This is a genomic window from Deinococcus apachensis DSM 19763, from assembly GCF_000381345.1.
Classification (GTDB): Bacteria; Deinococcota; Deinococci; order Deinococcales; family Deinococcaceae; genus Deinococcus; species Deinococcus apachensis.
Window position 1 is genome coordinate 33,040 of sequence record NZ_KB906403.1, and the last position, 16,769, is coordinate 49,808.

Genomic DNA, 16,769 nt, shown 5'->3' on the forward strand with positions numbered 1-16,769 from the left:
ACCACTCTTCCGGAGCCTCCCCTCATTTGGGGCACTGTGAGAGGTCGTTCACTGGACAGGCTCTCGTATTGAGCGCAGCAGGGCCGAGGGGAACCAGCTTCATCGTGAGCTTTTCCAGGACGGACAGGCACAGCTTCGGGACGGTGCTGCTGGCCCTCGCGCTGGCCTCGCTGATCGTGCTGTGGTAAGCGCGGCGGAGCCACTGGGTGCAGGGGAGCGAGAACACAGGCCGCACCACTGGAAGCAATCCGCTCATGCCGCATATGCGGCAACAGCGAAAGTCATCGACCTTTACGCTGAGGGGGTGATGAAAAAACTGGCCCTACCCATTCTCGGTGCTGCCCTCCTACTCGCCTCGTGCGGTGGCAGTGAGACGCCGACGACGGACACGACTGCCCCCACCGTGAAGCTCTCGGGCATGTCACCCACCACGCCGGGCGACTTCACGCTGACCGCCTCTACCTCGGATAATGTCGGCGTCACGAAGGTCGAGTTCTACCAGGGCAGCACCCTCATCTCCACCGATACCGACGCGCCTTACACAGCCACCTTCACTGTGGACCAACGCAACAACGGCTCAGTGAGTTTCACCGCCAAGGCTTACGACGCGGCGGGCAACGTGGGGCAGGGTGGCCTGAACACGACGATCAACATCAATACCCTGTATCAGGGGGACTGGGTGTGGGTGGCCGTCGACTCCTCCAACAATGTGGTGGCTTCCGGCCTGACCACCCTCTTTAGTCAAACCGATGTCGACACGGGCACTCTGGCGCTCGGAGTCTATGGAAAGAACGTGGCTCCCGGTGATTTCAAAAGCGACGTGGGGCTTGAGGGATTGACCGTCATGGGGCCAGTGACGGACTCCGGGCAACTTCAGGTGCGCCTCGTCCGCGATCCAGAGAACAAAGACCTTTTTATCCTGGCCGACGACGATGACAATGCCCTCGAAACTCAGCAGGGCAGGCCGTTCTTCTTCGATGACGACGCGGAGCTTCGCGCCGACCCCACCAGCAGTCGGGCCGTTGCCTTCGGTATGAGCCAGGTCAGCACTACCCCGTCTCTCGAGGGCCTGTCCGTGTCCGCTGGTGGCTTCTCGGCACAAAGCCGCCCTCAACTCCAGGTGGCAAAGCTGATTCGCCAGGCCAGTGCGCTGGCCGCGTCCGCCAAGACGCCGAACGGGGCAAGCACCAGCTTCACCGCTGGGCAGCTGTTTCCCCTCGTCCAGAAAGTGGCCGCCGCGCGCTGACCGCTCCTGCCACCCGGTAGGAACCAGCAAGGGAAGGGGCCACCGCCCGGGCGGTGGCCCCTTCCCAGCAGTTCTGAAGTGTCAGTCCGCCGCCTGTTCCCCCGCGCCCTCCTCGGGGAAGACCTCGATCACGCCCGCCGCGCCCATGCCACCGCCAATGCACATGGTGATGAGCGCCTTGCCGCCGCCCCGGCGCCGCAACTCGTAGATCGCGGTCGTGGTCAGCTTGGCGCCCGAGCAGCCCAGCGGGTGCCCTAGGGCGATGGCACCGCCGTTCACGTTCATCTTCTCCTCGTCGAAGCCCAGTTCACGGGCCACGGCGAGGCTCTGGGCAGCAAAGGCCTCGTTCAGCTCGATCAGGTCGATGTCGTCCAGGGTCAGGCCCGTCTGGGCGAGCACCTTCGGGACCGCGCGCACAGGACCGATGCCCATGAGTTCCGGCTCCACGCCCGCCACTGCGAAGCCCAGGAACTTGGCGAGCGGCTTCACGCCGAGTTCCTGCGCCTTATCGGCACTCATCACGAGGACGGCGGCAGCCCCGTCGCTGAAGGGGCTGGAATTCGCCGCGCTCACCGAGCCGGTCGCCTTGAAGGCCGGGCGCACCTTCGCCATGTCCTCCAGGTTGGCGTCCCGGCGAATCAGCTCGTCCTTGTCGAAGGTGACGGTTGTGCTGGTGACCTTCGTGCCCTTGAGCTTGTCTACCTGCACGGGCACGGGCACGATCTCGGCGTCGAACTTGCCGGAGTCCTGGGCCGCCGCCGCGCGCTTGTGGGAGCGGAGGGCGAACTGGTCCTGGTCCTCCCGGCTCACCCCGTACTTGGCGGCCACGTTCTCGGCGGTCAGGCCCATGCCGATGTAGGCCCCGGGGCGCTCGTCCACGAGGTCAGGGTTGGGGCTGGGGTTGTGGCCGGTCATGGGCACCATGCTCATACTCTCCACGCCCCCGGCGAGCATCACATCTGCCTGCCCGGTCTGGATCGCCGCCGCCGCCATGGCGATGGTCTGGAGGCCGCTGGAGCAGAAGCGGTTGATCGTCACGCCGCCCACGCAGTCGGGCATCCCCGCCCGCAGCGCGGCCATGCGCGCCACGTTCAGGCCCTGCTCGGCCTCGGGGATGGCGCAGCCCATGTACACGTCCTCCACGATGGAGGGGTCCACGCCCGCGCGCTTCACGGCCTCGCTTAGCACGAGGGCGGCGAGGTCATCGGGGCGGGTGTTGGCGAGGGTGCCTTTGACGCCACGCCCCACGGGGGTACGAACGGCGGAAACGATAACAGCATCACGCATTAGGGTTCTCCTTCTCCTGGGGGATGGTTTTCTGTCCCGATACCGCCTTGAGAAAACTATTGACACTCATCTCAGGGGGCGTAGCAGGGACAACGAGGTCGCTGTTCAGAACCACATTTTGCATCTGATCTAAGAGGCAAAAAGTGCTACCCAACCAAGCGTGGATGGTGGTCAAATTGTCATCTCGCCCAATTTCGGGTTGCCCACCTATTGGCCCGGTGATCTCCAGAACGTAATGAACACCTACTTGTAGCTCGTACTCCTCAGCCCAAGGCTCAACGACCAGCCTTTGCCCTTGTGTTTCGGCCACAAGAGGAACGTTGACTGTACGGAGATTAGCCTTGGACATAGCTCCGCCCCAACACCCGCGCCACGAACCCCTCCAGCACCGCGTCATATCTCTCCGGGTCAATGTTCCAGCAGCGGATGTGCTTGGCTCCCTCGACCCGGTGGTACTCCACCAGATCGGGGCGGGCGGCGGCCAGAGCGTCTGCCTGTCCCACAGGAATGGTGCGGTCGCGGGTGCCGTGCCACAGGAGGATGGGCACCCGGAAGGTGGGGGCGGCCCTGATCTGGTCCACCGCGTCGAAGTCCTGGCCGGACCGGCGGGTGACGACGTACTGCACGAAGGTCGCCATATGCCGCGCCACGAAGGGCGGCAGGCCGTACCGCTGCCCCTGCCACCGAATGGTCGCGCGCCAGTCGAGTACCGGGCAGTCGAGCATCACGCCCAGGACGGGGAGGGGGAACGGCTCGTGCTTCGGGCGCAAGACGCTCAGGACGATGTTGCCGCCCATGCTGAAGCCATACAGCACCGCCCGCCTGTACCCCGCCTTCCTCGCCCACTGCAGGGCGGCTATAACGTCCTCAGCCTCCTCGTCGCCCAGGGTGTGGTAGCCGTTCTCGGTGCGCGGGGCGCCATAAGCGTTCCTGAACGTGACGAAGAGGGAGCCCGCGCCCGTCCGCCGCAGCGCCGGAAGCATTCTGAGCGCCTGCGACCGCTGCCCGCCGTGCCCGTGCACGACGATTACGAGGGCATCACGTTCGCCGGAGGCGGGGGGGATGTGCCAGGCGGGCATGTCTCCCAGAGTTGTCTTTACGGCGGTGTCCTCGTACCCCACGCCCAGTTGTGCTGGGGTGCCGTTGTAGACGAAGGAGGAGGCCCAGGCGAGGGCGCCATTGGGCACCACGCCGCGTTCCTCCTGAATATCCCGGCGCACCAGCGTGCCCATGATTCGGGCAGGACTCAGGACCGCGTGCCCCCGGTTGGGGCGGAGTGGAACAACGCCTATTACGCCCCTTGAAAGCGTCTCCGGCAGCGCGGGCAACCACACCGAGTTTCCCCGCCGCCCTATGGCGACGAACACGCCCTTTACCCGCCGTGTTTTGGAGCGCAGGGTGATGTCGGCACCGACGAACGCCCCAACGCCCAGCAGGGCAGCGTAGCCCACGGCAGCCCAGGCGGCGACGTGGCGCTTGCGGACATGGCGCAAACGGTCGAGGAGGCGGGGACGCTCGCTCACACTTAGTTCCTTAACGGCTTGCCCGTCTTGAGCATGTGGGCGATGCGGTCCTGGGTACCCTTCTTGCCCAGCAGGGTGAGGAAGGCCTCGCGCTCCAGGTCGAGGAGGTGCTGCTCACTCACCTTCGCGTTCCGGTTGTTGCCGGTACCGCCGCTCAGGACGCGGGCGAGTTGCTTGCCCACCTCGGCGTCGTACTTCGTGGCGTACCCGCCCTCCGTCATGCCGTACAGGGCAAGCTTGACGGCGGCGATAGCGGCGTCGCCCATCACGGGGATGTCCTGGCGCGGCGTGGGCTGCACGTAGCCGGGCGCCAGGGCCAGCACCATCCGCTTGGCCTCCTCGATGATGTGGTTCCTGTTCATGGCGATGGTGTCGTGGTCGCGCAGGAAGCCGAGCTTGCGGGCCTCCAGAGCACTCGTGGACACCTTGGCCGTGCCGATGAGTTCAAAGGCACGCTGGACGGCGGGTAGCAGAGGCTGGTTCGGCTGGAGCTGGTCCGTGAAGCGCAGCAGCATCTCCTTCGTGCCGCCGCCGCCGGGAATTAGGCCCACGCCCACTTCCACCAGGCCCATGTACAGCTCCGCGCTGGCGACAATGTGGTCCGCGTGGATGGAGAACTCGCAGCCACCGCCGAGGGCCAGGCCGAAGGGCGCGGCGACCGTGGGGTGGGGGCTGAAGCGCATGGAGGTGGTGACCTGCTGGAACTGCTTGATCGCGCTGTCCAGCTCGTCCCACTCCTCGTCCTGCGCCTGCGACAGGATCAGGGGAAGGTTCGCCCCCGCGCTGAAGTTCTCGCCCTGGTTGCCGAGGACGAGCCCGGCGTACCCCATCTCCTGCACGAGCTTGTGGGCATCCTGCACGGCGCGGAGCTGATCTTCCCCGAGGGCGTTCATCTTCGCGTGCCACTCGACGAGAAGCACACCGTCGCCCAGGTCCACGACGCTCGCGCCGGGACGCTTCTTGACGACCCTCGTGGCGTCCTTCTTCAGGTCGGTCAGGATGAAGTAGGGCGCCTCATACTTGGTGGGCTCGCCCGTCGGAGTGACCGTCTCCCCGTCCTGGTAGAAGCGCTCGCGGCCCGATTCCTTCATCGCCTGGAGCAGGGGCGGGAGGGTGCGGCCCTCGGCCTCCAGGTTGGCGATGACGGTCTGCACACCCAGCGTGTCCATCGTCTCGAAGGGGCCTTCCTCCCAGCCGAAGCCCCACTTGAGGGCGTTGTCGATGTCCTGAAGACGGTTCGACACTTTCCCCGCCATCTTCGCGGCGTACCAGAAGCCGTCGTTCATCACGCCGCGCAGGAAGTCGCCCTCCCGGCCCTCGGCGTTGTAAAGAGCCTTCACCCGCTGAGCGAGGGGCTGCCCCTTCACGGCCTCCACGGCGGAGACCTTCACCTTGCCGCCGTCCTCGTACTCCAGCGTTTCGAGGTTGAGGCTAAGAATTTTGGTCTTGCCCTTCTCGTCCTTCGTCTTCTTGTAAAAGCCGCTGCCCGTCTTGTCGCCGAGCCACTTCTTCTCCTCGACGAGCCGCCTGAAGGTGTCGGTGAGGCTGAAGTCCTCGTCGGGCAGCGTGACGCGGTTCAGGTCGTTCGCCACGTGGTAGATGATGTCGAGCCCACTCAGGTCGGCGGTACGGAAGGTCGCACTCTTGGCGCGGCTCAGGACGGGGCCGGTGAGCTGGTCCACCTCGTCGGGCGTCAGACCGGTGCGCTCCATATGTCGCATCGCGCGGACGATGCCGTACACGCCGATGCGGTTGGCAACGAAGCCCGGCACGTCGTTGGCGACCACGATGCCCTTGCCCAGCGTGTGCTCACCGAACTCGGAGAAGGCGCGCAGCACGTCGGGATCAGTCTTCGGCGTGGGGATGACTTCGAGGAGGTGCAGGTAGCGCGGCGGGTTGAAGAAGTGCGCGCCGACAAAACGCCGCTGGAAGTCCTCGCCCCGGCCCTCGATCTGGAGGTGCATGGGGATGCCGGAGGAGTTGCTGGAGATGATCGCCGTCTTCTTGGCGACGCCCTCGACCCGCGCCCACAGGTCGCGCTTGGCGTCGAGCTTCTCGATGATCGCTTCCAGGATCCAGTCAGCGTCCTTGAGCTTCTTCAGATCGTCTTCCAGGTTACCCGGCGTGATGAGGGCGGCACGGGCCGGGTCCATGAAGGCGGCGGGGCTGGCCTTCAGCGCCCGCTGAATCCCCTGCTTCGCCAAGAAATTCCGGTCCGGGTTGTCGGGCAGCACGATGTCGAGCAGGGTGACGGGGATGCCCGCGTTGGCGAGCTGCGCGGCGATGGCGGCACCCATCACGCCCGCGCCGATCACGGCGGCTTTCTGGATGCGGTACGGCTGATTCTTCATGCGACCTCCTGCGGCAGCCAAGGGCTAAAATCTTGAACTCGGTCCAAAGGTTAGGACGCCCCGTGACGTTTGTCCACCGGGCGGGGCACAAAGGGGCGGGATCAGCGGGCGGCGAGCCAGGACCGGGCGGCGGTCTCCAGCGCGGCGAAGGAGGGGAAGTCGACAGCCCGGGCGGCAGCGTCGGCATTCCCCGTTTCCGCGAACGCCTGGGCGAGATGCCACGGCCCTTCCTCGCCCCGAGTCCCGGCCAGGAACTCCACCACCCCGAGCCCCTGGCGGTAGGCGTTGTCCCAGCGGCCTTCGGGGACGGAGGGAAAGTCGGCCAGTTCGGCCAGGGATATCCAGCCGGAGCGGGCGTAGGCGTTCGCGCGGCTCTGCCACGCCTGCCAGCCGGGGGCGGACACGAAGGCGTGGGCCGCGAAGTTCGCCAGCCCCTCGTGCAGCCACCAGGGAATGCGCTTGTCCCGGCCCTCCCCCGCCGCCAACCCCACGGCGAGGTGGGTGAATTCGTGGGTCAGCAGACGCAGGGTCTCGCTCTCGACCTCCCCGGGAGAGCCACCCGGCATCACGAGCTTGATCGCCTCGCCCGGCTCGTTCCAACCCGCGACGGGGGGCAGGGAAAGATACACGCTGGCGCTCAGGCGTGGAGCATCCGGGTAGACCTTGACCACGGCGTCCCCGGGAACGGTCAGGCCCAGCACGCTCTTCACCTCCTGGGCCGCGCGGGTCAGGAGGGGGGCGAGGGGCCCCGCACGCTCCGGCAAACCCGGCACCTTCAGGGCGAGCAAGGTGCCCGTCCCCGTCTTGATCGGCTCGAACGCTTCCCCCGCGTAGCGCCACACTTCTCCCACGCGCACGAGTTGTACCGGCAGCGTGACCCGGCTCGTCCGCCCCGGCACGCGCGTCCATGCGAGGGTGAGGTCGGCCTCGGCCCGGGAGCCCTGCTGCCGAAGGTCGCTGAAGGTGTAGGTCACGTCCCTGGGCGGCTTACGGGTAAGGTCCGCCGCGAAGTTGGCGCCCTCGACAGCGAAGGTCCCATCTGGAGCGAGCAGATTCCGATAGGCCGAAACGTTCCCCGCCCGCGCTGCTTTCTGGAGCGCCGTCGCCAACTCCTGCGGGGTCCGTTGGGCGAGGGCGGCGGGGCACAGCAGCGTGAGGCCCACGAGCAGGGCGGACCGAAGTGTCATGCTCCAGCTTAGGGCGGGGGTGGGAAGTCAGATCGTGCCTCCGATCTGGACGCAGGACGCGGGCCTCCTGTCCGTCCTCCCCAGGATCAGCTCGAACTCCGGGTCACGGGCGACCTTCGTCCGCAGCCCCACTCGCTCATGGCTAGACAGGAGGGCCTTTTAGATCGCCTTTACGAAGTGAGCAAGTTGCTGGAGAGGAGTACAGTAGGGACAAACCCCTCAGCTTTTCTCTGTTCTCCTGCTCCCCCACAGCCGGAAGTAGACCCGGTTGGAGCGAAACGCCCTCCGTCCAGGTGGGCGTTTCTTGTGGTGGGTTAGATGAAGCCCTTCACGATGTACACCACCACCAGCCCTCCCAGTGCCGCGAGCGCCGCAATGCTGAGACGGCGGTCCCGGTTCCATGCCGCGGCGGCGGCCCACACGGCAGCCAGAACGGGCACCAGCCCCACCCACGAGACGCCGACGACGGCGAGGCCAGGAAACAGCACGCCGAGCGCGAGGAGCACCACGCCCACCCAAAAGCCCGCGGGATAGAGCCAGGCGGGAAGGCCCGCGAGTTCGGTGTTTTTCGGTCGCTCGGGAGTCATCCGTGCCCCCAGTATTTCCAGAGAAGTTGCCCCGCGGTGAAGATCAGGAGCAGGCTGAAAAACAGCTTGAGCTGCGCGGCGGGAATCCGGCTTTGCAGACCGGCCCCGGCCCGCGCCCCCACGAGGACACCGAGGGCGACTCCCGCCGCCAGCCGCACGTCGAGCAGGCCGCCCGCCTGGTACACCAGCGCGTTCCCTACAGCGGTCAGGCCCATGATGAAGGTACTCGTGGCGATGGCCTGCCGGATGGGCACGCCCGCGAGCAGGTTCAGGACGGGCACCTGCACCGTCCCGCCCCCGATGCCCAGCAGGCCGCTCATGATGCCCGCCAAGGTCATCGCCGGGGGGACGAGGCGGCTCGGAGCGCGCTCGACCTCCACCCGTTTCAGGCCGCGCAGCAGGTTGTAGGCGGAGTACAGCAGCAGCAGGGCGAACACGGTCGCCACCGCCCGCGCGGGGAGGACCAACCCCAGGAAAGAGCCGATCGCGCCGCCCAGGATGGTGTACGGCGAGAGCAGGTAGCCCGTCCTGGCCCGCACCAGCCCCTGTTGCAGGTAGCTCGCCGCCCCGCTCAGCCCCACCGCCAGCACCCCGATCTGCGACACGGCAACCGCCTGCTGGATGGTGATGGGGTGTCCGAAGTGCGGCAGCACGAACTCCAGCGCGGGCACCACGACCACGCCGCCGCCCAGCCCCAGGATCGCGCCCAGCACCCCGGCGAGCAGGCCCACGCCGATCACGGCGAGCATCAAGAGAGGATCACGGGAGGGAGGCTAACACGGGCGAGGGGCGCGGGAAACCAGGCCTTTCTTCAGCAACGCGGGCGGGCCACAGTGCGAGGCTGTGACCCGCCCTGTGCGTTCCTTACAGGATGCGCCGCGTCACGAGTTCCGAAACGCCCAGGCTCCCCAGCAGCACCAGCCCGGCGAGCGCCGCGAGGAAGCCCGAGACCTCGCGCGCCTGAACGGTCCAGCCCAGTGAGCGGCCCAACTCGCGGTAGATCGAGCTGAGCTGGGAGGCCGAGCGCGCCTCGGAGTAGTGGCCCCCGGTGGCGGTGGCGATGCTCTTGAGGGTCTCGGCGTCGAAGCCGCCCTGAAAGCTGTTCCAGCGGTTGCTCCGCAAATCGCCGCCCACCGTACCCAGCCCCACGGTGTAGACCTTGACCCCGAGCTTCTTGGCCTGGGCCGCCACCTCCAGTGGGTCGCTGCCGGTGTTGTTGCGCCCGTCGGAGAGGAGCACGATGGCTGCCGGGGGCCGGTCCTGGGCGGTTGCCGCCGCCTTGGCGTCCCGACCCGGCAGGGCCTGGAGCGCCGTCAGAAGCCCGTCCCCGATGGCGGTGCGGGGAGCCACGCTCAGGTTGTCGATGGCCGCGAAGACCCGGTCGTGGCGGGAGGTGGGCGGGGTGTGGAGCACGGCGTCTCCCGCGAAGGAGACCAGGCCGACCCGCGCGCCCTGCGGCAGCGCCCGGATGAAGCGCCGGGCGGCCTCCTGCGCGGCGATGAAGCGGCTGGGCTCGATGTCCTGCACCTCCATGGAGCGCGACACGTCGATGGCGAGCATGATGGAGGTGCGGTTGTCGGGCAGCGGCAGCGGCGCGGTGGGCCGGGCCAGGGCGAACAGCGTCAGGGTCAGTGCCCCCAGGTACAGCAGCGCGGGCAGGTGGCGCCGCAGCGGTCGGGGACGGCCCGACGCCTGCGCGAGCAGCCGCAGGTCCGGGTGCAGCGCGGCCGCCTGGGCGGGCCTGACCAGCCCCCGCAGGTACACCCACACGAACAGGGGCAGCAGCACCAGCGCGGCCAGCGCCCAGGGCCAGAGAAAGGTCATGGGGACACCTCCAGGGAGGGAAGCGGGGTGGCAGTCACGGCACCCTCCGCTGCCAAGCCAGCGCCAGCCCGCCCCCCAGCAGCAGCAGCGCGGCGGCGAGGCCCGCGAGCGGGGCGGCGAGGCCCAGATCTCCCGGCGACCAGCGCACCGCCGTGCCCAGGTCGCGGTACAGCTCGCGCAGCCGCTCGGGCTCAGGCGGGGAGAGGAATTGTCCGCCGGTCAGGTCGGCGAGTCGGGACAACTCGCGGGTGTCGAACGGAACGAAGACGAGCTGCCCCTGTACCTGGCTGACTGCCCCGCCCTCCTGCCCGATGGCGACCGCGTACAGCTTGACCCGCTGGTCCGAGGCGAAGCGCGCGGCGATCAGGGGATTGGCTCCCCGGTTCGAGATGCCGTCCGAGAGGAGCAGGATCGCCCCCGGCGGAAGTGTGTCCGGGTCCACCGGAGCCGCGCCTGGCGTGGCCCCCGCCTGGGGCGGCAGTTCGAGCAGCTCGCGGGGCGGCACCGCCTTCTCGCGTCCCGGCAGCGCCCGCACGCCGCTCACCATTGCCCCCGCAAAGGAGGTGGCCTGGGCGGGCTTGACCCGGTTCAGCGCGTCAAGCACCTCCTGGCGGTCGGTGGTGGGCGGCACGAGGACCGAGGCGCGGTCGGAGAAGGTCAGAAACCCGATGCGGGTGGTGGCGGGGGCCAGCCGCAGGAACTCGCGGGCCACCTCGCGGGCCGCCTCCAGCCGGGTGGGTTTCACGTCGTCAGCAAGCATGGAGCGCGAGGCGTCGAGGGCAATCATCACCGAGGCCTGGTTGGTGGGCAACCGCAGGGTGGCGACGGGTTGGGCGGCAGCGAGCAGCAGCAGGCTGAGCGCGCCGAGTTGCAGGGCCAGCGGCCACCGGGAACGCCCCCTCGCCCCGCCGCGCAGCACCGAACCCAGCAGGTGCGTGTCGGCGTATGCCGTCGCTCGCCGCTCCCGGCGCCGCGCGGCCCGCCACAACCCCCACGCCGCGAGCGGCAGCAGGAGCAGCAGCCACAGCAGGGCCGGATAGGTGAAGGTCATGTTCGCCTCCCCCGCCTCGCGGCCGTGAAGCGCAGCAGGGGACCGACCGGGTCACGCTCGGTCCCCAGGTCGAGCAGGTCCACCTGCACCGAGGTCAGCGCCCGCCGCAGCGCCCGGTCACGCTCCTCCACCAACCTGGCGTGGGCCGCGCGCACCCCCGGGTCGGAGGTGTCGAGCCACAGCTCGCCCCCTGTCTCCGGGTCGCGCAGCCGCAGGCCACCCACGTCGGGCAGCACCCGCTCGGCCGGGTCCGAGACGCGCACCGCGACCACGTCGTGCCGCTGCGCCAGCCGCCCCATGGCGGTCGTCCAACTCCCCGGCCCGCGTGAGGCTTCTTCCAGAAAGTCCGACACCACGAACACCAGCGACCGCCGCCGCAGGGTGCGCTCGACCGCCGTCAGGGCTTCGGCGAGGTCGGTGGCTCGGTGGTTCTCTGGTCCACCCGGCGTCTCGCGTGACAGCAGGTTGAGGACCGCCAGCGCCTGCGCCCGCCCGCCCCTCGGCGGGGTGAAGCCCGCCCGGGGACCGAAGGTGATCGCTCCGACCTTGTCCCCGTGCCGCGCGATGACGAGGGCGGCCAGCCCCGCGAACTCCTTTGCCAGGTCCCGCTTGAGGACCCGCCGGGTGCCGAAGTCCATCGAGGCCGAGGTGTCGATCACCAGCCAGGCGGTCAGCTCGCGCTCCTCGCGGTACTGGCGCACGTGTAGGCGGCCACTTCTGGCGGTCACGTTCCAGTCGATGCGCCGCACCTCGTCGCCGGGCTGGTACTCGCGGACCTCGGCCAGATCCAGGCTGGGGCCGTAGAAGAGGCCGCGGTAGTCGCCGAACAGCACCCCGTCCAACCGCCGCACCACCCCGAACTCCAGCCGCCGCAGGAGCTGGGCGGGCCGCTCGGTCGGGGGGCGGACCGGGGCGGGGGCCGGGGGCGGAACGGTGACTCTCTGCCGTCGTCTAAGCAGGCTCATCGCGGGTCACGACCGGCGGGGCGGCGCCGTGCGGGTCGCCCAGGTGAACGCGCGGGAGCGGCACGGCGGCGATCAGGCGCCCGACCAGCTCCTCCAGCCGCACCTCCTCGGCCAGCCCCTCGTACGAGAGCATGATGCGGTGGCGCAGCACCTCGGGGGCGAGGTCGCGCACGTCCTCCGGCAGGGCATACTCGCGCCCCCGCACGATGGCGAGCGCCTTGGCTCCCAGGATCAGGTTCACGCTGGCGCGCGGGCTGGCCCCGTAGACGACCGAACGTTTCAACTCGGGGAGTCCCACCGCCGCCGGGTCACGGGTCGCGCGGGCCAGCGTCACCGCGTATTCCGTGACCGAGGGGTGGACATAGACCTGATCGGCCATCCGCTGCATCTCGCGCAGTTCCTCGGAGGAGAGCTGCACGGTGATGGGCTCGAACTTGTGCGACACCCGCTCGACGACCGTCATCTCCTCGTGGAAGCCGGGGTAGCTCACGATGACCTTGAACATGAAGCGGTCCACCTGCGCCTCGGGCAGGAAGTAGGTACCTTCCGACTCGATGGGGTTTTGCGTGGCGAGCACCAGGAAGGGGTCGGGCAGCGGGAAGGTCTGCGACCCGATGGTGACCTGGCGCTCCTGCATGGCCTCCAGCAGCGCGGACTGAATCTTGGCGGGCGCGCGGTTGATCTCGTCGGCCAGGATCAGGTTGGCGACCACCGGGCCGAGTTCGACCTCGAAGGCGCCCGTCTTCTGGTTGTAGATGCGGGTGCCGATCAGGTCGGCGGGCACCAGGTCCGGCGTGAACTGGATACGCCGGAAGGACGCGCCGATGGCCTGCGCGGTGGTGTGGATCGCCAGCGTCTTGGCGAGGCCAGGCACGCCCTCCACGAGGACGTGCCCGCGGGCGAGCAGGGCGACGAGCAGACGCTCCAGCAGCAAATCCTGCCCGACGATGACCTTTTTGACCTCGAACAGCAGCGTCCGCAGCCGCGCGGCGGCGTCGATCACGGCCTGGGGCTGGAGCGGGGTGAGGGGGGCAGCGCCGGTCATCAGACCCTCAGATCCGGCTGAGACGGGGCGGGCTGGTCCGGCTGCGGGAGGGGCTGGTTGAAGGGCTGCAGCGGGAGCAGCTCGTTGTCGCCGCCCGGCTGGCCCTGCCCGGGCTCCTGGCCGGGAAGCGGCACCCCGGGCTGGAGGCGGTACATCTGCCCGTCCTTGAACATCAGCACGTTGCACTCTCCTTGTCCCGGCGCCTGACCGGGTTGCTGGGGACCAGGGCTCTGGCCCTGCTCGGTTCCGTTGTTGGGGCCGGGGACGAGCGGGATCAGCTCGCGTGGGTCGTCCGGTGCCTGACCCTGGACCGACTGAACCGGAATGGGGCGCAGCAGCGCCGCGGGGGTGGGGGCACTCCCGGTGGGAGCAGGCGCGCTCTGGCGGCCCGCCACGAAGCCCACCGCGAGCCCGCCGAACGCCAGCAGGGCGAGCAGGGGGTTCATGTGGGCACCCGGGGAAGAGAGAAAAGCGCTCGGAACCGACGTTCTGAAGCGGTCACGCCAACCTCCTGAGGGGTGGGGAAAAGGGCGTACCCCACTCTAGGCTTTTCTTCTGGGAAGACCTTGAGCTGGCGCACAGATTGGGGAGCGCACGAGCGGCGGGGCAAGGGGGGCCGGGCGCAAAGACGAACACCCGGCCTGAACCGGGTGTCATTCTCGTCTTGGTTGGTGGAGGCTAAGAGATTCGAACTCTTGACCCTCCGCTTGCAAAGCGGATGCTCTCCCGCTGAGCTAAGCCCCCTCAGCGGCGCTCAGGCTAGCAGGTGCGGCCCGGGGAGGCAAGGCTTAGGCCAACACGCGGGCCGCGCTTGCCGGGCCTGCCCCGCTAGCATGTCCCCCATGTTCCGCCGCCGCCCTCCCCTGCCCGCCTTTCCGCCTGGTGCCCTGCTCGTCGGCGGCGCGGCCCGCGACTGGCTGCGGGGAATTCAGCCCAAAGACTTCGACTGGGCGGTGCCTGACCCGGAGGCGGCGGCGCGCCAGGTGGCCGCGCGGGAGGGGGGAAGCGCGTTCCCCCTCGACGAGGACCGCGGCTACTGGAGGGTTCATCTGCCGGAGGGGGTGCAGCACGATTTCGTGCCCCTGCCGGACGACGTGACGGCCGACCTCCTGCGGCGCGACTTCACGGTGAACGCCCTGGCGCTGACGGCGAACCGTCAGGTTCTCGACCCCACGGGCGGACGCGCAGACCTGCGCTCCCGGCGGCTGCGGATGGTCTCGGAGGCGAACCTGCGGGACGACCCCCTGCGGGCGTGGCGGGCCGCCCGTTTCGAGGTCACGCTAGGCTTTCGGCTGGAAGCGGCGACGGAGGCGGCGGTGCGGCGGGTCGCGGCCGACCTGGCGGCAGGCACCCTCCCCATGCCCGCGCCCGAGCGGGTACGTGACGAGCTGCACGCGCTGCTGGGTCATCAGGACGCGGCCCGGGGCATCTGGCGGCTGGAGGAGCTGGGCCTGCTCGCCCTCACCCTCCCCGAGTTGCGGGAGGGCATCGGGATCGTTCAGGGCGGCTTTCACCACCTCGACGTGTTCGGGCACGGGGTGGAGGCGCTGCACCAGCTCCTGGCCCGCTTTCCTCACGCCGACCTGCCGCTGCGCTGGGCCACCCTGCTGCACGACGTGGGCAAGCCGCGCGCCCAGGGCGTGAACCCGAAGTCGGGGCGCATCACCTTCTACGAACACGACAGGATCGGCGCCGCGCTGACGAAGGGCATCCTGACGCGCCTGCGCCTTCCCTCGTCGGAGGTGGAGCGGGCCGCCGCGCTCGTCCGCGCCCATATGGTGCCCCTCCCGGCGGGGGAGCGGGAGGCCCGGCGCTTCGTCCACCGCCGCCGCGAGCTGCTGCCCGATCTGCTGCGCCTGATGCTCGCCGACCGCGAGGCCGCGCGGGGGCCGCAGAGCCACCCCGCCATCCGGCACGCCTACGCTGCGGCGATGGACTGGGTGCTGGCCGCGCTAGAGGAACAGCCCGCCGCCCCCCGCCCCCTGCTCACGGGTGAGGACGTGATGGCGCTGCTGGGCATTCCCCCCGGTCCCGCCGTAGGGGAGGCGCTGCGGGCCGTGGCGGAGGCGCAAGCACTCGGCGAGGTGCGGACGGCGGAGGAGGCCCAGGCCCTGTTGCTCGGGCGGGGGGACACGGCTTCTTCCAGCAGGACACCGCCCTTTTGATTTTCTTGTAGCGGTCGCCCGGCTATCCTGGCCGTCCATGTCGCCCTCCGACCAGCCGCACCCCATCACGCCCGAATGGGTCAAGGACGCCGTCTTCTACCAGATCTTCCCCGACCGCTTCGCCCGCAGCGGGCGCGTGACGGGCCTGAACCTCCAGTCCTGGGGCAGCCCGCCGCAGGTTCATGGGTACATGGGCGGCGACCTGTGGGGGGTGATCGAGCGGCTGGACCACATTGCGGCGCTCGGGGTGAACGCGATCTACTTCTGCCCAGTGTTCCAGTCGGCCTCCAACCACCGCTACCACACCCACGACTATTACCAGGTGGACCCCATGCTGGGCGGGAACGAGGCGCTGCGGGCGCTGATCGACGCGGCGCACGCGCGGGGCATCCGCATCGTGCTCGACGGTGTGTTCAACCACGCCAGCCGCGGCTTTTTCCAGTTCAACGACCTGCTGGAACAGGGCGAGGCGAGCGCGTACCGCGACTGGTTCCACGTCTCGGGCTGGCCTCTGCACGCCTACGACGACGCAGGGCCCGCGAACTACCACGCCTGGTGGGGGATCCGCGCGCTGCCCAAGTTCAACACGTCCACCCCCGCCGTGCGCGAGTTCCTGTGGGACGTGGGCGAATACTGGATGCGCTTCGGCATCGACGGCTGGCGGCTCGACGTGCCCAACGAGATCGACGACGACGAGTTCTGGCGCGAGTTCCGACGCCGGGTCAAGGCCGTCAATCCCGACGCCTACATCGTGGGGGAGCTCTGGGGCGACGCGCACCGCTGGCTGGCGGGGGACCAGTTCGACGCGGTGATGAACTACCACTTCACCCGGCCCTGCCTGGCCTTTTTCGGGGCGCGCACCCTCCAGCAGGCCGCGAACGAGTACAGCGGCCTGGGCCATATCGAGCCGCTGGACGCCGCCGCCTTCGCCCGACGGATGGAGGAGGTCACGCGGCTGTACCACCCCGAGATCGTCCGGGCACAGCTCAACCTCCTCGACTCGCACGACACGGCCCGCTTCCTGACGGCGGCGGGGGGCGACGCGACGGCCTTTCGCCTCGCCTCCATCTTCCAGATGACCTACGTGGGGGCGCCCTGCATCTATTACGGCGACGAGGTGGGCCTGCCGGGCGGCCACGACCCGGACTGCCGCCGCGCCTTCCCCTGGTTTGATCCGGCGAGCTGGGATTGCGAGACGCTGGGCTTGCTACAAAAGCTGACGGCGGCCCGCCACGCCACCCCCGCCCTGCGCCGCGGGGAGTTCCACATCACCCACGCCGGGGGGGACGAACTGGTGTACGTGCGCGAACACGCGGAGGGGAACGCCCACGTGGCGCTGAATGCGGGCCGCACCCCAGCCGAGCTGCCCCTCGCGCGGGTCCAGCCCGGACGTTACTGCGACGCCCTGACCGGCCTCCACGTCGAGCTGGCCGAGGGGACACGGGTGGAGGTTCCGGCCCGGGGCGCGCTGATCCTCATTCCGGCCTGAGCGTGGCAAAGAGGAGGGGCGGGGAGACCTTGGCATCTCCCCGCCCCTC

The 16,769-nt window shown here is 69.1% G+C and carries 15 protein-coding genes and 1 tRNA gene; 3 read left to right on the plus strand and 13 right to left on the minus strand.

Annotation, left to right across the window (positions count from 1 at the left end):
* Nucleotides 1-307: 307 nt before the first annotated feature.
* Nucleotides 308-1,246, plus strand: coding sequence for an Ig-like domain-containing protein (locus tag F784_RS24605; RefSeq protein WP_019586768.1), 939 nt, complete (start codon nucleotides 308-310; stop codon nucleotides 1,244-1,246).
* A gap of 81 nt (nucleotides 1,247-1,327) precedes the next feature.
* On the opposite strand, the gene F784_RS0110925 is transcribed toward F784_RS24605, so the two are convergent.
* The 13 genes from F784_RS0110925 to F784_RS0110985 form a co-directional block, all read right to left on the minus strand.
* The gene (locus tag F784_RS0110925) at nucleotides 1,328-2,533 is read right to left on the minus strand and encodes a thiolase family protein (RefSeq protein ID WP_019586769.1); all 1,206 of its coding nucleotides are present in this window, start codon (nucleotides 2,531-2,533) and stop codon (nucleotides 1,328-1,330) included.
* On the minus strand, nucleotides 2,526-2,882 hold the full coding sequence (locus F784_RS26140) for a hypothetical protein (RefSeq protein ID WP_157465192.1): 357 nt from the start codon (nucleotides 2,880-2,882) through the stop codon (nucleotides 2,526-2,528). The genes F784_RS0110925 and F784_RS26140 overlap by 8 nt, the downstream gene beginning before the upstream one ends.
* Nucleotides 2,869-4,056 carry an alpha/beta hydrolase family protein gene (locus F784_RS22970; protein ID WP_040383026.1) on the minus strand — a complete coding sequence of 396 codons (1,188 nt, stop codon included), beginning with the start codon at nucleotides 4,054-4,056 and terminating at the stop codon, nucleotides 2,869-2,871. The genes F784_RS26140 and F784_RS22970 overlap by 14 nt, the downstream gene beginning before the upstream one ends.
* Before the next feature lie 2 nt (nucleotides 4,057-4,058).
* On the minus strand, nucleotides 4,059-6,407 hold the full coding sequence (locus F784_RS0110935) for a 3-hydroxyacyl-CoA dehydrogenase/enoyl-CoA hydratase family protein (protein WP_019586771.1): 2,349 nt from the start codon (nucleotides 6,405-6,407) through the stop codon (nucleotides 4,059-4,061).
* 101 nt (nucleotides 6,408-6,508) lie between these two features.
* Nucleotides 6,509-7,594, minus strand: coding sequence for a hypothetical protein (locus F784_RS0110940; protein ID WP_019586772.1), 1,086 nt, complete (start codon nucleotides 7,592-7,594; stop codon nucleotides 6,509-6,511).
* Between the two features lie 314 nt (nucleotides 7,595-7,908).
* Nucleotides 7,909-8,181: a hypothetical protein gene (locus F784_RS0110950; protein WP_019586774.1), complete on the minus strand. Its 273-nt coding sequence runs from the start codon at nucleotides 8,179-8,181 to the stop codon at nucleotides 7,909-7,911.
* Entirely contained in the window at nucleotides 8,178-8,930 is a 753-nt protein-coding gene (locus F784_RS0110955) for a sulfite exporter TauE/SafE family protein (protein ID WP_019586775.1), read from the minus strand. Before F784_RS0110955 ends, F784_RS0110950 begins: the two co-directional genes overlap by 4 nt.
* A 115-nt stretch (nucleotides 8,931-9,045) precedes the next feature.
* Entirely contained in the window at nucleotides 9,046-10,005 is a 960-nt protein-coding gene (locus tag F784_RS0110960) for a VWA domain-containing protein (protein WP_019586776.1), read from the minus strand.
* A gap of 34 nt (nucleotides 10,006-10,039) precedes the next feature.
* Nucleotides 10,040-11,056, minus strand: a complete 1,017-nt coding sequence (locus F784_RS0110965; protein WP_019586777.1) for a VWA domain-containing protein — start codon at nucleotides 11,054-11,056, stop codon at nucleotides 10,040-10,042.
* Entirely contained in the window at nucleotides 11,053-12,021 is a 969-nt protein-coding gene (locus tag F784_RS0110970) for a DUF58 domain-containing protein (RefSeq protein ID WP_026332414.1), read from the minus strand. Before F784_RS0110970 ends, F784_RS0110965 begins: the two co-directional genes overlap by 4 nt.
* Entirely contained in the window at nucleotides 12,008-13,066 is a 1,059-nt protein-coding gene (locus F784_RS0110975; protein ID WP_019586779.1) for an AAA family ATPase, read from the minus strand. Before F784_RS0110975 ends, F784_RS0110970 begins: the two co-directional genes overlap by 14 nt.
* Complete coding sequence (locus tag F784_RS22975; RefSeq protein ID WP_019586780.1) at nucleotides 13,066-13,512, minus strand: hypothetical protein; 447 nt, start codon at nucleotides 13,510-13,512, stop codon at nucleotides 13,066-13,068. Before F784_RS22975 ends, F784_RS0110975 begins: the two co-directional genes overlap by 1 nt.
* A 223-nt stretch (nucleotides 13,513-13,735) precedes the next feature.
* Nucleotides 13,736-13,810 (minus strand) — tRNA-Ala (locus F784_RS0110985).
* Between the two features lie 98 nt (nucleotides 13,811-13,908).
* Between F784_RS0110985 and F784_RS0110990 the strand changes: the two genes are divergently transcribed.
* Nucleotides 13,909-15,231 (plus strand): CCA tRNA nucleotidyltransferase, encoded by a 1,323-nt coding sequence (locus tag F784_RS0110990; RefSeq protein WP_019586781.1) that lies wholly within the window; start codon nucleotides 13,909-13,911, stop codon nucleotides 15,229-15,231.
* 37 nt (nucleotides 15,232-15,268) lie between these two features.
* Complete coding sequence (locus tag F784_RS0110995; RefSeq protein ID WP_019586782.1) at nucleotides 15,269-16,720, plus strand: glycoside hydrolase family 13 protein; 1,452 nt, start codon at nucleotides 15,269-15,271, stop codon at nucleotides 16,718-16,720.
* Nucleotides 16,721-16,769 lie beyond the last annotated feature (49 nt).

Coding starts and splice junctions, on each gene's coding strand:
- F784_RS24605 (WP_019586768.1), top strand. CDS start 308: ATGAAAAAACTGGCCCTACCCATTCTCGGTGCTGCCCTCCTACTCGCC.
- F784_RS0110925 (WP_019586769.1), bottom strand. CDS start 2,533: ATGCGTGATGCTGTTATCGTTTCCGCCGTTCGTACCCCCGTGGGGCGT.
- F784_RS26140 (WP_157465192.1), bottom strand. CDS start 2,882: ATGTCCAAGGCTAATCTCCGTACAGTCAACGTTCCTCTTGTGGCCGAA.
- F784_RS0110935 (WP_019586771.1), bottom strand. CDS start 6,407: ATGAAGAATCAGCCGTACCGCATCCAGAAAGCCGCCGTGATCGGCGCG.
- F784_RS0110940 (WP_019586772.1), bottom strand. CDS start 7,594: ATGACACTTCGGTCCGCCCTGCTCGTGGGCCTCACGCTGCTGTGCCCC.
- F784_RS0110950 (WP_019586774.1), bottom strand. CDS start 8,181: ATGACTCCCGAGCGACCGAAAAACACCGAACTCGCGGGCCTTCCCGCC.
- F784_RS0110955 (WP_019586775.1), bottom strand. CDS start 8,930: ATGCTCGCCGTGATCGGCGTGGGCCTGCTCGCCGGGGTGCTGGGCGCG.
- F784_RS0110960 (WP_019586776.1), bottom strand. CDS start 10,005: ATGACCTTTCTCTGGCCCTGGGCGCTGGCCGCGCTGGTGCTGCTGCCC.
- F784_RS0110965 (WP_019586777.1), bottom strand. CDS start 11,056: ATGACCTTCACCTATCCGGCCCTGCTGTGGCTGCTGCTCCTGCTGCCG.
- F784_RS0110970 (WP_026332414.1), bottom strand. CDS start 12,021: ATGAGCCTGCTTAGACGACGGCAGAGAGTCACCGTTCCGCCCCCGGCC.
- F784_RS0110975 (WP_019586779.1), bottom strand. CDS start 13,066: ATGACCGGCGCTGCCCCCCTCACCCCGCTCCAGCCCCAGGCCGTGATC.
- F784_RS22975 (WP_019586780.1), bottom strand. CDS start 13,512: ATGAACCCCCTGCTCGCCCTGCTGGCGTTCGGCGGGCTCGCGGTGGGC.
- F784_RS0110990 (WP_019586781.1), top strand. CDS start 13,909: ATGTTCCGCCGCCGCCCTCCCCTGCCCGCCTTTCCGCCTGGTGCCCTG.
- F784_RS0110995 (WP_019586782.1), top strand. CDS start 15,269: ATGTCGCCCTCCGACCAGCCGCACCCCATCACGCCCGAATGGGTCAAG.